The sequence below is a fragment of the Chryseobacterium sp. ZHDP1 genome, assembly GCF_018603435.1.
Taxonomy (GTDB): Bacteria; Bacteroidota; Bacteroidia; order Flavobacteriales; family Weeksellaceae; genus Chryseobacterium; species Chryseobacterium indicum.
This window is the reverse complement of sequence record NZ_CP075682.1, coordinates 666,668-681,207: the sequence shown is the minus strand read 5'-3', so window position 1 is coordinate 681,207 and position 14,540 is coordinate 666,668. Positions and strand designations below refer to the sequence as shown.

The window sequence follows — 14,540 nt, the reverse complement described above, 5'->3', positions numbered from 1 at the left end:
GTATTGTAAAATTAATTAAACAAATTAAAAACAATGAAAAATTTTGAAGTTCCTCAAAAAGAACAAGTATCAGCAGCAAATCAGGCAATTTTTGAAAATTTAGAAAAAGGAATTGGCTTTGTACCCAATTTGTATGCAACTTTTGCCCATTCGGAAAATGCCCTTTCAACGTATATTGCATTACAAAGCTCTAAAACTTCCTTAAAAGCAAAGGAGAAAGAAGTGGTAAATCTTGTGGTAAGCCAGTTCAATAACTGTTTATATTGTTTAAGTGCTCATACAGCCATCGCTAAAATGAACGGTTTCACAGATGAACAGATTATTGAGATAAGAAAAGCAGACGTTTCATTTGACTCGAAATTGGATGCATTGGCGAAGATAGTACAATCTATTGCTCAAAATAAAGGAGCGATTTCTGATGAAATAAAAGAAAACTTTTTTAAAGAAGGGTATACAAAGGGAAGTCTCGTAGATGTAATTGTTTTAACAGGCGATAAAATAATAACCAATTATCTTTTTGCAGCCACTGAAGTTCCCATCGACTGGCCTTTGGCAAAAGCAATTTAATTCACATTATTTTTTTTAAAACTGTTCCTTATTGCGAACAGTTTTTTTTGTATAATGACGTAAAATAATTTCAGATAAATTCATTTAAGTTCAAAATTTTTAATAAATCATTAAATTTTATTTTTAATTTTAAACTAAAATATAAACCTATGAAAAGAAAATTACTTCCGTTTATCGTTTTACTAGGGATTCATTTATCGGCTCAGGAAAAAAGCGAAGCTACTGTTTCTGATACTGCAAAAGTCTGGAGCATTCAGGGGCAGAATACCTTAATGCTGAATCAGGCTGCTTTTTCCAACTGGGTTGGAGGAGGAGCCAATAATGTGGGATGGCTTGCCGGAGTAAACTATAATCTTACCTACGAAAAGGGGAAAGATCTTTGGGAAAACATTATTATTTTAGGATACGGACAAAATAATACGAAAGGAGTAGGAACAAGAAAAACTCAGGATGTCATTAATCTTTCGACCAATTACGGAAGAGAATTTGCAAAAAACTGGTACATCTCTGCAGGAGCCAGTTTGCAGACGCAGTTTGCTCCGGGATATGCGGACGGAAATAATCCTGATGCAGCTAAAATTTCAAATTTCATGGCTCCCGGTTACCTGAATATGGGAGCAGGGGTAACGTACAGACCTAATGACAATTTTACGGCTACAATACGTCCTGCGAATGCAAGATGGACTTTTGTACTGGATAAAGATCTTCAGTATAAGGGAATTTATGGATTAAAAAATGACGGCGATTCATCTTTATTTCAATTCGGTTTTTTGGGAACAGCTATATACAAGCTGAAGATCATGGATAATATCACCCTGATTAATACAGGTTCTGTTTTTTCCAATTATCTCGATCATCCGGAAAGACTCGTGCTTGCCTACAGCGGAATTTTAAATATGAAAATTAATAAGTTCATTTCTACCAACGTTACTCTGGACTTATTGTATGATCATAACCAGATTGCCAAAACACAGCTAAAACAGACTTTAGGGGTTGGTTTCGCCTATAATGTTGATAATGGCAGAAAACGTTCTGACAATAAAGAAAATCAGACATGGATGAAAAAATAATTAACAGTTTTTTTTAATATTTTCAAAATCCCTTTCCGAACATATCGGAAAGGGATTAAACAGCTAAAAATTTAAGGTAAAAACTCCTCAGACAATGAATAATGATGCAATTGCCTGGGCATCACTTCCACTTAAAATTTCGTCATAGGCAGCAGAACCTGCAGCAGCTCCAAAAGCTGTAGCGGTATTAAAGCCTGCCTGATTTGTATTGCCTTCTCCTGCGTAAACAGGGTTGGTTGCAGAAGGCATATTTCCTCCGTCTGCCAATTCTATCCATCCTTTATTCGCTCTCATTCTTCTCACCTGTGAAGCGTGTCTCGCTTCTACCGAGTGAATCTGTAATGCTGCCTGAAGAACAGTCTTGTTAGACATTACGTTTCCTGCCTGTCCTTTATACGCTCTTACTCCTGTATCTTCAAAAGCCTGCGCTAAAACGAGGAACTGATTGTAATCTGTAAAAGGTGAAAAACTTCCGTTCGCCGTAAAATCGAAAGTTGGTTTGGCTCCCGGAGTTACTCCCAAAGAAGTTAAAGTATTTTTCAGAAAGGTTACGTGTGCAGATTCATGTTTTGCGATCTGCATAAATACTACACGGTCTGCACTCGGAATTAGAGACGAAGCCGCTAATCCTAATGCATAATATTCATTTTCAAGATATTCTAAAACCAAAGCTAATTGTAATGCATCCGTTAAAGCGCTTTTAAAGAATGTTGCATTTTTGGTAGTATCTGTGGTTTCAGCTTTTGCAGGAGTCGTCATCAAAGCTCCCAATCCGAAAGGTACCGCAGCAATAGCCGCTTTTTTCCCGAAAGATGAAATATTGGTAAGTGTTTCTAATCTTGATGTTTCTGTAGTGAAGAATTTATCATCAGAAAGCTTATCTAGTAATTTAAGAATATTCATAATGTAATTTTTTGAAGTGAATAATTAACCGATTCCCTGTTCTTTCCAAGTGAAAGGTGTTTTGAAAAATCCTCCTGCTGCAGATACAACTTCTTTTGGTTCTTTGGCAAGATCCAGTCCGTTAGCATCAATCACATCATCACCAGAGAAAGCCGCAGTTCCGGGGTTGATAAGGTTTCTGATCGCTGAAGCGTGTCTTGCTTCTACGGAAACAATTTTACCTGCAATTACAAGATAATCTGCGTTGGTAATGTATTTTCCAGCTCCGTTGTACGCTGCAACTCCTGTATCTTCCAATGCTTTTGCAGTAGCCAGTACAGAGTTTCTGTCGTTAAAATTTACATTTGGATATTGAAATTCCAGAGTAGGCAATACATTGGATGTTGCTCCGCTGATCGCTGCCTTAAAGAAGTCTCTGTGGATTACTTCATGATGATAAAGATCTGTAAAAAGTTGTTTTTCGGCATTTGATATTCCGGAGTAGAAATTATTAACAACCTTAGTATAGAAGTCTGCTTCCAACTGTTCAAGTGCATAAGCATAATTTAATACACCCACGTCACCTTTTCCAAGGTCGAAAACGTTATTTTCAACCATATCGAAATTATCGTCATCACAACCGATCATGGTAAGACCTGCAAGAGCAAGACCTACACCGCTCAGTTTCAAAAAATTTCTTCTGCCTGTATCCAGAGTCGCTCCCTGGTTAGACACATTAATAGTTTTTTTCATAATATTATTTTTTAGTGTAGAGATTTATATATTGTTAATGTGTTTTAAATAAGTTTGAAAGAAAACAGCATAAATATTATGCTGTTTCTCACACTTAAAAATTATTATGGCATTAATACCGTATCGATAACATGAATTACACCATTGGATTGGTTAACGTCTGCAATGGTTATTTTTGCATCGTTCCCTTTAGTGTCTCTTACATAAAGATTTTTACCTTTTGCCCAGAAAGTAAGTTCTTCACCTTCTACTGTTTTCATCATTGCTTTACCGTTTCCTGCTTTTACAGCTGCCCAAACCTGTTTAGAGCTGTATTTTCCAGGTAGAACGTGGTAAGTAAGGATTTTTGTAAGCATTTCTTTGTTTTCAGGCTTTACAAGATTTGCTACTGTTCCTTTTGGAAGTTTTGCAAAAGCTGCATCTGTAGGCGCAAATACTGTGAAAGGTCCTGCTCCCTGTAAAGTTTCTACAAGACCTGCAGCTTTTACGGCAGCCACCAATGTTTTGTGATCTTTAGAATTTACTGCATTCTCGATAATGTTTTTTGAAGGATACATCGGCGCTCCGCCAACCATTACTGTTTTTTCCTTCATTGTCTGTGCGGTAGCGTTTCCACTAAAAGCGAATGATAAAGCCACCATTCCTAAAACTGCGATTTTTGATCTTGTATTCATTTCTTTTGATTTTTAATGATAAATTATTTGATTTGTCTGTTCTTAAAATCATTTACGAACTCGGTTTTATTTTGGATTTAAAAAATTGAATAAAAATCACAAGTAATTGAAAAACAGGTTATTAAATTTTATATTTGTTTTGAAATAGATGAATATTGTTCACAATCTGTTAATATATACTCTATTTTAATAAAGATTTAAAAGAGTTTTTAAAATTTGGTTATCATTAATATTATTGTTACTTTTGATGAGTAAAATAATTTACTATTAAAACAAAATATTCTGAAGAGCAGCTAATCGTTTTATTAAAAGAAAAAAACGAAACCGGTTTTCATCATCTGTATGATCACTATTCAGGTGCATTGTACGGAGTAATTCTTCGAATTGTTCAGTCTAAGGAATATACAGAAGAGATCATTCAGGACGTTTTTGTTAAAATATGGAATTCTATCCACCAATATGATGCTTCGAAGGGCAGGTTTTATACCTGGATGATAAATATAGCAAGAAATACAGCGATCGATTATTTAAAATCCAAAGGTTTTCAGAATGAACTGAAAAACCAATCGCTTCCGGATTTCGTATATAATTCTGCAGAGCTTTCAACAACCAACAACTCTTCCGATTACATCGGTTTTGCCAACGTGCTTGAAAGTCTGGAAACTGACAAAAAGGAACTTATCGATCTCGCGTATTATCAGGGATATACACAAAATGAAATATCCGAAAAACTGAAGATACCGCTGGGAACGGTTAAAACTAAAATGAGGAATGCACTTATGAAATTAAAAGATTTGCTAAAAGATTATCAATAAATTGAACACTAAAGAATACATATCATCCGGAATCATAGAATCTTATATTCTAGGTCTTGCTTCTCCTGAGGAGGCGGGTATTTTGGAGTGTGTGATGAAAAACAATGCAGAAGTAAAAACTGCTTTTGAAGAAGCACAGAAAACACTGGAAGATCTTGCAACGGCACAGGCAGTCGCACCTCCGGCAGATTTAAAATCAAAGATTTGGAACAGAATTCAGCAGGAACAGACTGCTGAAGAAGAAGAAAAGCCTGTATTTTCTGCAGATATTCCTGCAGCAAAACCACAGGAAGAGATAAGAATTCAGGGAAATAATAACTGGAAAGTATATACCGTTGCAGCATCGGTTCTGCTTCTGGTAAGCGTTGGCGGAAATATTTTCTGGATGAACAGCCAGAAAGAAACAAAAGCAGCCATTGCAAAAATGGAAACTGAGAAAAATGCTCAGAATCTTGCAATGCAGAAAATGAATCAGAAAATGGAAATGATTTCCAATCCTGATATGAAAATGGTAAAACTGAAAGGCGTAGAAAAACACACCGATTCCAAAGCAATGGTTTTCTGGGATACCAAGACTAAAGATGTTTATCTTGATGCCGAAAGTTTACCAAAAGCTCCGGAAGGAATGCAGTATCAGCTTTGGGCGATTGCAGACGGAAAACCTGTGGATGCAGGTATGTATACTGAAGAAAAAGACAGCAAGATTGCTCTTGCCAACATCACCAATGCTCAGGCTTTTGCCATTACACTGGAAAAAAAGGGCGGAAGTCCGGTTCCTACAATGGAAAATATGTATGTGATGGGAGGAGTTTAATTCAATAAAATTTAAAATATAAAGACCGACGGAAATGTCGGTCTTTTTTGTTGATGATGAAAATATTTTTAAAAATCTTATTCAGAATATTCTTTTAAAAGCTGTCGGTAGCTCATTAATATTGTTGATTTAGATATAAATCCTATAAATTGATTATTATCGTCTACAACTGGCAAATTCCAGACTCCGGTGTCATCAAAAGTCTGAAGGATCTCAAGAGGCTGATCTTCCGGACGGATAATTGCAGGTGGGGCTTTCATGATCTGAATAATTGTTGCGGAAACTTCATCATTGCTAAATAAGTAAGGTCTGATATCATCCAGTGTTAAAATTCCTCTTAAAACTTGATCTTCATTTATTACCGCAAAAATATTTTTATTTCCGCTTTTTACCAATTCAAATAATTCAGTAACAGGAGCATTCTCGTTAATAGTCTGAGAATATCTGTCGATAAATTCTTCTGTTTTTAAAGAGAAAAGAATGTTTTTATCATGCTTATTCGTGAAAATTTTCCCCTGATCTGCCAAAGATTTCAGTTCCGGAGAAATAGGAGAGAACCATTTAGCAATCAGATAAGAAATAATGGAAACAATCATCAGCGGAATAAAAAGATCATACCCAAAACTGGATTCTGCAATTAGGAAAATAGCCGTAAGAGGAGCATACATTACGCCGCTCATGGCTCCAGCCATTCCTACCAGAACAAGATTGGTTACAGGAACTTCTGTAAAGCCAATCTGCTGACAGACAACAGCAAAAAGATAGCCTACTGTTCCTCCCGCAAAAAGAGAAGGGGCAAAATTGCCGCCGTTTCCGCCACTGAAAATAGTGAAAGAAGTGGCAAAAGCTTTTAGCAATAAAACCAGAATCAGGAAAATAATAATCGTAAAATCTTTGATTTCAAAATATCTGAAAAAACTGTTCTGGATAATATTGTGGGTATTTCCGTTGGTAAAAGCTTTCACCGTATCATAACCTTCCCCAAACAAAGGCGGAAAAAGAACGCAAAGCAGCGACAAAACCGCTCCGCCAAACATTGCTTTTCTAAGCCGCGACATTTTCAGCCCTTTGATGAAATGTTCAACTTTTTGAGAAATCACTACAAAATATCTTGCGTATAGACCTGTAAAAATTCCTAAAATAAGATAATACGGTACATTTTTATAATTAAAAGCTTCTCTTGTATAAAATCTGAAAAGGACATCTTCCTGAAGCAGAATTCTCGAAAGCAAGCTCCCACAAACCGCTGCAACAACCAAAGGAATAAAGTCTGTAAACACAACTCCCGTTAAAAGAATTTCAAAGGCAAACATAATTCCTGCAATCGGTGCATTAAAAGCGGAAGCGATTCCGGCAGTGGCTCCTGCAGCGAGTAAAAGGGTTCTTTCTTTGTAGCTGAGACGATAGGTCTGCGCAAAATTGGAACCTATGGCTGCTCCGGTTACTGCAATCGGACTTTCAAGACCTGCAGAACCACCGAAGCCTACTGTTATAGCACTTTGTACAATCTGCGAATACATTTTAACGGAAGAAACAATACTTGAATTCTGTGCAATTTCATATAAAATTGCTCCGATTCCTTTTCTGTCCTGTCCTTTAAATATCGTTAAAACAATGCTCGTCGTTAAAACAATTCCCAGAAACGGAAAAATAATATAGAACAGAATCTGGTATTCAAAATGAACTTTTGTGGTAATAAAATGGTGAATATTATGAACAAGAGTTTTAAGAATTACTCCTGCCAAACCTGCTGAACAGCCGACAATAATCCCGGACAAAACCAAAAACTGATTTCTGCTGAGTCTGTTGTTTAACCAATGTAAAATAAGTTCGTAGCTGCGCGCTTTTTCAAGTCCATACTTCTGAAAGTCTCTTTTGAACTTCAGAAAGCTCAGAAACTTTTTCCTGTTATGAATATTCACTTTTGGGAATTTTAGACCGTAACCGAATTGTTACAGTTCCGTAAAGTTATGAAATAAATCATGAAATTTAAAATTCTGTGTGAAACGCATTTTCCTTTTTAGGTCTTAAAATAAGACGGATGGAAGGATTATTGGTAATAAACAATCTTAACCAGTTGAAAGCCAGACGCACCCTGCTTCCAAAACTTATCAATGGAATAATATGAATAAAAAGCCACGTTAACCACGCCATAAATCCTTTGTAGGAAAACTTGGGAAGATCTACCACTGCATTGAATTTCGAAATAATTGCCATACTTCCTTTATCATTATATTTGAAAGGAGTGAGTACTTTTTCCTCTTCAATTCTTTTAAAATTTTTACCTAAATTTCTGGCATGCTGGATCGCAACCTGAGCCAGTTGCGGATGTCCTTTCGGGAAGTTTTCATCGGAGAACTGCAATGCAATATCGCCTAATGCATAGATGTTTTTCATTCCCTGAACTTTATTATAAGCATCTGCTAATATTCTTCTTCCTTTACCTAAACTCTCTGCCGGAATTCCGGGAACTTCACGACCGATAACACCTGAAGTCCAGATTAATGTTTCTGTTTCAATGGTTTTTCCGTCTCCTAAAATTACTTTTCCATCCACATAATCTTTTACGGCTGTATTTAAAATAATTTTTACCCCTAATTTTTTAAGCTGATCGTGGGCAGCTTCCTGAGCCATCTTGCTCATCGGAGAAAGTAAAGTCGGAAGTGCATCAATTAAATAAATACTGGAAAGGCTGAGTTTAATTTCAGGATATTCTTTTTCAGCGATATAGCTTCCCATTTCCGCAATCATTCCCGCAAGTTCCACTCCAGTCGGTCCGCCTCCTGCAATCACAATATTCTGAAGTTTCTGTGCTTCTTTGATGTTTTTATTTCTCGCAGCTTCTTCAAGAGTTAAAAGCATATAATTTCTTAAGTAAAGTGCTTCATCAATGGTTTTCATAGGAATAGAACATTTCTTTACATTTTCCATTCCGAAGAAATTAGATTCCGTTCCCAAAGCAAGAACCAGATAATCATAATGCAGATTTCCCGTATCGGTTTCAAGAATATTATTTTCATGATCCACGTTTACAAGACTTCCCATATGGAAATTTACATTTTTATAATTTGAAAGTAATTTCCTGAAAGGATAGCTGATATTCGAAGCCTCAATAAATGATGTAGCAACCTGATAAATCAATGGCGGAAAGAAGTGATAATTGTTTTTATCCACTAAAGTAATTCTGAATCTTTTATCATTAACCAAAGATTTTATAAGATTAATTCCTGCAAAACCTCCTCCTACGATTACGATGTGCTTTTTCATATGTATGTGATTGAAATGGTAACCAATTTTATTCAATAATAAAGCCAAATGTAAGGTTTGTGGTATTTATACATAAAGATTTATTGTTAAATTATCAGCACGATGTTTGTATCGTTTAGAACAACCAAATTTTACAACAATATGAAAACAGATGTTTTAAAGGAAAAACACAGGCTCGGATTAGGCGGAGTAGCCATCGGAACAGCTTTTGACAAATTAACAGACGGTGAATCCTACGAAGTCCTTCAAAAAGCGTGGGATCTCGGTATACGATATTACGATACTTCACCGTGGTACGGATTAACAAAAAGTGAAAGACGATTCGGAAATTTTCTTCACGGGCAGAACAGGGAAGAGTTTGTATTATCCACGAAAGTCGGGCGTTTATTTGTGGAAGTTCCGGAAGATGAAGTTCCGCCAACCATGTGGAAAGCGCCTTTAAATTATGATTTTGAACACAATTACACAGCAGATGCCATAAAAAGGTCTATTGAAGAAAGTCTTGAAAGAACACGATTGAGCCATATTGATATTGTTTATGTACATGATTTGTCGGAAGATCAGGTGGGAGACCGTTATCCCTATTTTTTAAAACAGGCGAGAGAAGGCGCTTTTAAAGTTTTATCGGAATTGAGAGATCAGGGTGTCATTAAAGCATGGGGAATGGGCGTTAATAAAATTGAGCCGATTCTGGATTGTCTGGATTCCGCAGATCCGGATATTTGTCTTTCTGCAACGCAATATTCTATTCTGGAACATGAAGATGCGGTCGACAGACTGCTTCCAGCGGTAAGGAAAAAAGGAGTGAAGCTGGTTTCCGGCTCAGGTTATAATTCAGGTTTTATCAATGGACGAGATCGTTACAACTATAAGGATGTGATCCCGAAAGGAATGAAAGAAAAACGTGAAAAAATTGATGAAATAGCGAAAAGATACAACACAACCATTACACACGCCGCACTGCAGTTTGTTTTGGTCGCCGATGAATTTGCCTCTATTATTCCCGGAGCAAGCAAGCCGGAACAGGTGGAAGACAATGTAAAGGCTTTGAATGAAAAGATTCCGGCAGATTTCTGGAAAGAGTTGAAATCCGAAGGACTGATCTATGAAAAAGCTCAGGTTCCTCATTAAAATAAACTTCTGCTGCCTCTCGACTGAGAGGCTTTTTTTTTAGATAAAAATTTAAAATTAATAAAAACTTAAATAAAGATTAAAGCTTAAAACATCCATAAACAGATGTGTTTTAACTAAAAATTAAGATTTATTAAAATTAAAATGATCTATCCAAATAAATCTTTTTAATTTTTTTTTAAGAAATTATTAAGCATTTTGTCATGTAATGTTATCTGTATGTTAACGAACAAGGAGTCTACTTCGGGATAATTTTGCGGTAGAATTTTGAAAGTATAAAAAATGAAAAAACTTATCTGTGCTGTAGCTTTACTCTCTTTTAGTTTAGCCTTTTCGCAGGAAACCAGTTCAAAAATTTTCGGAAGATTAAAAGGAACAACTTCCGAAATGACCATCAAAGTAATCCATGTACCGACTAACAGCAGTTTCGAAACAAAAAGTAACAAAAACGGACAGTTCAGTCTGGACAATCTTCAACCCGGAGGACCTTATACCATTGAGGTAATGGATGGTGCAAATGTGGTTTATTCCAACAGCAATGTACAGCTTTCTTTAGGAAGCAATGATCTTCCGGTGGTAGAAGTGGGAAGCAAAGAAAAGATAATTGATGAAGTAAAACTGACTTCCAAAAGAGCGACCACTGCAAAATTCGGTGTCGGAATCAGTCAGGCACAGATCTCTGGGCTTCCAAATATCAACAGAGGAATCCAGGATGTTACGAAACTGATTCCCCAAAGTGCCAATAACTCCTTCAATGGAACAAATTTCCGCTACAACAACGTAACAATTGACGGTTCTATTAACAACGATGCGATCGGATTCAGCCCTTCTTTAGGCGGACAGACAGGAACTTCGGGAATGCCGGGAAGCAGTACACGTTCGAATTCCATCAGTTTGGATGCTATTCAAGATGTGCAGGTTTACATCGCCCCTTACGATGTAAAATTAGGAAATTTCCTTGGCGGAAGTATCAATGCGGTTACCAGAAGCGGAAGCAATAATGTGGAAGGCTCTTTGTACATGTACGGAAGAAATGCAGCTATTACAGGAAGTAACAGAGTGGGAGACAATTCTAAAATGCCAAGTTCTTTCGAAGATTTTATTTACGGAGGCAGAGTAGGATTACCGGTTGTGAAAGATAAACTTTTCTTATTCAGTAATATAGAATATACAAAAAGAACAGATCCTGTTTTCTATAACGCAGGAGATCAGGGAGCTCTGGTAAATAATGATGTGGCTCAGCAAATTGCAGCTTTTGTTAAAAACAAATATGGCTTTGATGCCGGAAGCTTCAATAATTACAATAATTTTTCTGAAAGCGGAAAACTTTTCAATAAACTGGACTGGAAAATTAACGATAAACATACTTTATCCATTAAAAACAATACGGTATTTTCACAGGCTTCAAACCTTGAAAGAGACGGTGCAAACTTCCGTTTTTCAAGCATGGATTTTATTCAGAAAAATACGTCTTCTACCACAACTCTAGAGCTAAAAAGCCGTTTTAATGATAAATGGAATAACAACTTAGTTGTAGGATATTCTTCAATTCACGATTACAGAGATCCGACTTCTCAAAATGCTATGTTCCCGCAGGTTGAAATTTCTTACAACGGAGGAACTATTTTATTAGGAAATGACAGGGAAGCAACGGTTTTTAATATGAAGCAGAAAACTTTTGAAATCACGGATAACTTAACGTACAAAACAGGGCATCATACGTTCTTATTAGGTACTCACAATGAATTGTACAACATCGATTACGGTTTTGTGAATGCTTTAAACGGAAGAATTTCTTATAAAAGTTTAAATGATTTTTATAATTCCATTCCTGCAAGAATCAGGGGAACATATTCTTTAACAGGTCAAAACAGAGATGATTTATTTAACAATCCTTATGCAAGCTATAAAGTCAACCTGTTATCAGCATATCTTCAGGATGAAATTAATTTAGGAAGATTAAGATTAACTCCGGGAGTAAGAGTTGATTATACAGATTTACCTGATAAACCGATGCTGAGTCCTAAAGTAACCAGCTCTCCTGCAGATCCAAACTACGGAAATACATATACTTACACACCGCTAAGCCAGCTAACAAACAATTATCTGAACAAACCGACCATCTCGCCAAGATTAGGATTCAATTTAGATCTTACCCAAAACAGATCTTTAGTAATGAGAGGAGGTTCAGGAATTTTTGTGGGAAGAATTCCGTTTGCATGGCTGGGTTATGCTTATTATAATGACGGAGTTGGATTCGGAAGTTATGATTATAATTCGCCAACTGCCGCACAATTGGCAACAAACGGAGATCCTCTGGTAAGCTCAAATTTTCCGAAATGGCAGAATTCATCAAAAGTTCAGGTCGATTTAATTGATAATAACTTCAAAATGCCAAGAGTCTGGAGAAGTTCATTAGCTTTTGATTATACCGTTTCAGGATATAAATTTACATTAGAAGGAATTTACACAAAAGTTTTATATAATCTTAAATTCCAGCAGGTTAATAAAACGGATAACGTGACGTATTTCAGCTATGATACCAATCACGAAATGCCGGTCTACACAACGAACATCAACAGTAATTTCTCTAATGCTTATATGCTTTCCAATACAAAAGAAGGGTACAGATACAATTTAACAGCCCAGCTTCAGAAATCTTACAATTTTGGCTTAAATTTCTTCGTTGCATATACGTATGGTGATGCGAAAGACATTACAAACGGGATCAGAAATTCTATGGAAAGTAACTGGCAAATGAATCAGTCTTTAACACCAAATGATCCCAAATTATCAACTTCTAATTTTGCAATTAAAAACAGAGTTGTTGCAAATGTAGGGTATACTTTACCGCTTTCCGAGTCGAACAGGTTATCGGCGAATGTTTATTTCAATGCACAATCCGGAAACCCTTTCTCTTGGGGATTTGTAAACAGTACCATTGCAAATACAGGACAGGCAGCAGGTTTAGCCTATATTTTCAAAGATGCAGCTGAAGCAACGAAATATATCGCTCCGATTAAAGACGGATCCGGAAATATTCTGGTTACTACAGCTCAGCAGGTTGCCGATTACGAGAAATTCATCAGCAGTAATGCATATTTAAACAGCAGAAGAGGAAAATTCACAGAAAGAAACGGAGATTTCACTCCTTGGAATATTCAGGCTGACTTCAGAATAATGGATGAAATAAGATTAAGCGAAAAATCTAAAAATACGCTTCAGATCTCATTAAGTATCATCAATTTAACGAATTTGTTAAACAAAGACTGGGGAAAAGTTTATTTCGTACCAAATACATTCAACTCAACTGCAAGTGTAGGTTTAACGAAGGTTGGAAATATTGCCTCCGGACAGCCTTCTGCAGGAGATCCAACGTATAACTTCAGAACACCCGGGCTGCCTTACACCATCGATCAGTTTGCGTCGAGATTTCAGGCACAGCTGGGAATCCGTTATAATTTTTAACAGTATTTTCATTTCTTACATAATATAGACTTATTAGATTCTTTCAAGAAGAAGTCCGAAGTTTCTTTTTCGGGCTTCTTTTACTGTTAATATAACTAAGCATTTAGTTATATTTATTATATTTGCTGACTTTTAGAAACGAAAATAAAAATTAAATAAAGATGAAAAAGTTTATCACAACATTTTCTTTAGCGGCAGGACTTTTCCTTACGTCTAACATGGTAAGTGCACAGCAAAAAATCGGGCACGTAAATTCTGATGACATTTTTGCGAATCTTCCTGAAGCTAAAACAGCAGAAGGATCATTAGATACTTTCACAAAAACAAAACAGGGTGAAATTGAAAAAATGATTACTTCTTACCAGACAAAACTAAAAGCAGCTCAGGATAAGGAAAAGACAATAAGTGAAGCAAATAAGGAAACTGTAATTAAGGAATTAACGGCAGCTCAGACAGAATTGCAGACTTTAGGTAAAGATATTGAATCTTCCAGAACAAAAGCTGCGCAGGAAATTTCTAAAAAACAGACCGAATTATTCGCTCCTATTCAGAAAAAGGTAAGCTCTATGATTGCTACTGTTGCGAAAGAAAAAGGATTAGCTTATGTTTTTGACATTGCACCTTCTCAGGGAAACAGTCAGGTTGCTTATATGGATGGAGGAGAAGATATTACTCCGACTGTAAAATCTAAACTTGGAGCTACAGCAACTGCTGCGAAACCTGCTTCTAAATAATTTTTCTGGAAAAATATTCATCTGAAAAATAAAAAAAGCTGGAAATTATAAATATTTAATTTCCAGCTTTTATTTCATTGTTTTACATCGATCTAATCGAGCGGCTTTCGGCCTGATATCAGATTATACAGTACCACGATAATGGCAATAACCAGTAAAACGTGAACCAGATATCCTGTACTCATTCCCGGAACGACTCCTAACATTCCTAAAAGCCATACCACAATACAAATGACTGCGACTAACCATAATATACTTCTCATAATTAAAAATTTTAAGTGATTTGATAAAGTAGATACACATATTATGCCTTTTTATTAAAAACAGCTTAAAAATATATACCACATATTATGAAAAGTGAATAT

Annotated in this window: 13 protein-coding genes; 7 read left to right on the top strand and 6 right to left on the bottom strand. The window is 36.1% G+C overall.

Annotation, left to right across the window (positions count from 1 at the left end; all coding sequences use genetic code 11):
- Window positions 1-33: 33 nt before the first annotated feature.
- Both KKI44_RS03055 and KKI44_RS03050 read left to right on the top strand, forming a co-directional pair.
- The gene (locus tag KKI44_RS03055) at window positions 34-567 is read left to right on the top strand and encodes a carboxymuconolactone decarboxylase family protein (protein WP_214589786.1); all 534 of its coding nucleotides are present in this window, start codon (window positions 34-36) and stop codon (window positions 565-567) included.
- Between the two features lie 149 nt (window positions 568-716).
- Window positions 717-1,637 carry a DUF3078 domain-containing protein gene (locus KKI44_RS03050; RefSeq protein WP_214589785.1) on the top strand — a complete coding sequence of 307 codons (921 nt, stop codon included), beginning with the start codon at window positions 717-719 and terminating at the stop codon, window positions 1,635-1,637.
- 87 nt (window positions 1,638-1,724) lie between these two features.
- On the opposite strand, the gene KKI44_RS03045 is transcribed toward KKI44_RS03050, so the two are convergent.
- The 3 genes from KKI44_RS03045 to KKI44_RS03035 form a co-directional block, all read right to left on the bottom strand.
- Window positions 1,725-2,540, bottom strand: coding sequence for a ferritin-like domain-containing protein (locus tag KKI44_RS03045; RefSeq protein WP_076390205.1), 816 nt, complete (start codon window positions 2,538-2,540; stop codon window positions 1,725-1,727).
- A gap of 24 nt (window positions 2,541-2,564) precedes the next feature.
- On the bottom strand, window positions 2,565-3,272 hold the full coding sequence (locus KKI44_RS03040; protein WP_076390204.1) for a ferritin-like domain-containing protein: 708 nt from the start codon (window positions 3,270-3,272) through the stop codon (window positions 2,565-2,567).
- A 104-nt stretch (window positions 3,273-3,376) separates the two neighbouring features.
- Entirely contained in the window at window positions 3,377-3,946 is a 570-nt protein-coding gene (locus tag KKI44_RS03035) for a fasciclin domain-containing protein (protein ID WP_214589784.1), read from the bottom strand.
- Between the two features lie 362 nt (window positions 3,947-4,308).
- On the opposite strand from KKI44_RS03035, the gene KKI44_RS03030 reads away from it, so the two are divergent.
- The gene (locus KKI44_RS03030; protein ID WP_250902148.1) at window positions 4,309-4,761 is read left to right on the top strand and encodes an RNA polymerase sigma factor; all 453 of its coding nucleotides are present in this window, start codon (window positions 4,309-4,311) and stop codon (window positions 4,759-4,761) included.
- A 1-nt stretch (window position 4,762) separates the two neighbouring features.
- Window positions 4,763-5,575 carry an anti-sigma factor domain-containing protein gene (locus KKI44_RS03025; protein ID WP_214589783.1) on the top strand — a complete coding sequence of 271 codons (813 nt, stop codon included), beginning with the start codon at window positions 4,763-4,765 and terminating at the stop codon, window positions 5,573-5,575.
- Between the two features lie 77 nt (window positions 5,576-5,652).
- Here KKI44_RS03025 and KKI44_RS03020 read toward each other — a convergent pair whose 3' ends face one another.
- A complete protein-coding gene (locus KKI44_RS03020) occupies window positions 5,653-7,497 on the bottom strand; it encodes a chloride channel protein (protein WP_214589782.1) in 1,845 nt (614 codons plus the stop codon).
- Between the two features lie 67 nt (window positions 7,498-7,564).
- Window positions 7,565-8,842: an NAD(P)/FAD-dependent oxidoreductase gene (locus tag KKI44_RS03015; RefSeq protein WP_214589781.1), complete on the bottom strand. Its 1,278-nt coding sequence runs from the start codon at window positions 8,840-8,842 to the stop codon at window positions 7,565-7,567.
- Between the two features lie 141 nt (window positions 8,843-8,983).
- On the opposite strand from KKI44_RS03015, the gene KKI44_RS03010 reads away from it, so the two are divergent.
- The 3 genes from KKI44_RS03010 to KKI44_RS03000 all read left to right on the top strand — a co-directional run bounded on the left by KKI44_RS03010 (window position 8,984) and on the right by KKI44_RS03000 (window position 14,175).
- Window positions 8,984-9,973: an aldo/keto reductase gene (locus KKI44_RS03010; protein ID WP_214589780.1), complete on the top strand. Its 990-nt coding sequence runs from the start codon at window positions 8,984-8,986 to the stop codon at window positions 9,971-9,973.
- 282 nt (window positions 9,974-10,255) lie between these two features.
- The gene (locus KKI44_RS03005; RefSeq protein WP_214589779.1) at window positions 10,256-13,441 is read left to right on the top strand and encodes a TonB-dependent receptor; all 3,186 of its coding nucleotides are present in this window, start codon (window positions 10,256-10,258) and stop codon (window positions 13,439-13,441) included.
- 161 nt (window positions 13,442-13,602) lie between these two features.
- Complete coding sequence (locus KKI44_RS03000) at window positions 13,603-14,175, top strand: OmpH family outer membrane protein (protein WP_214589778.1); 573 nt, start codon at window positions 13,603-13,605, stop codon at window positions 14,173-14,175.
- Window positions 14,176-14,267: 92 nt separating this feature from the next.
- Here the strand turns inward: KKI44_RS03000 and KKI44_RS02995 are convergent, their stop codons facing one another.
- Window positions 14,268-14,438, bottom strand: coding sequence for a lmo0937 family membrane protein (locus KKI44_RS02995; protein ID WP_214589777.1), 171 nt, complete (start codon window positions 14,436-14,438; stop codon window positions 14,268-14,270).
- Between the last annotated feature and the right edge of the window lie 102 nt (window positions 14,439-14,540).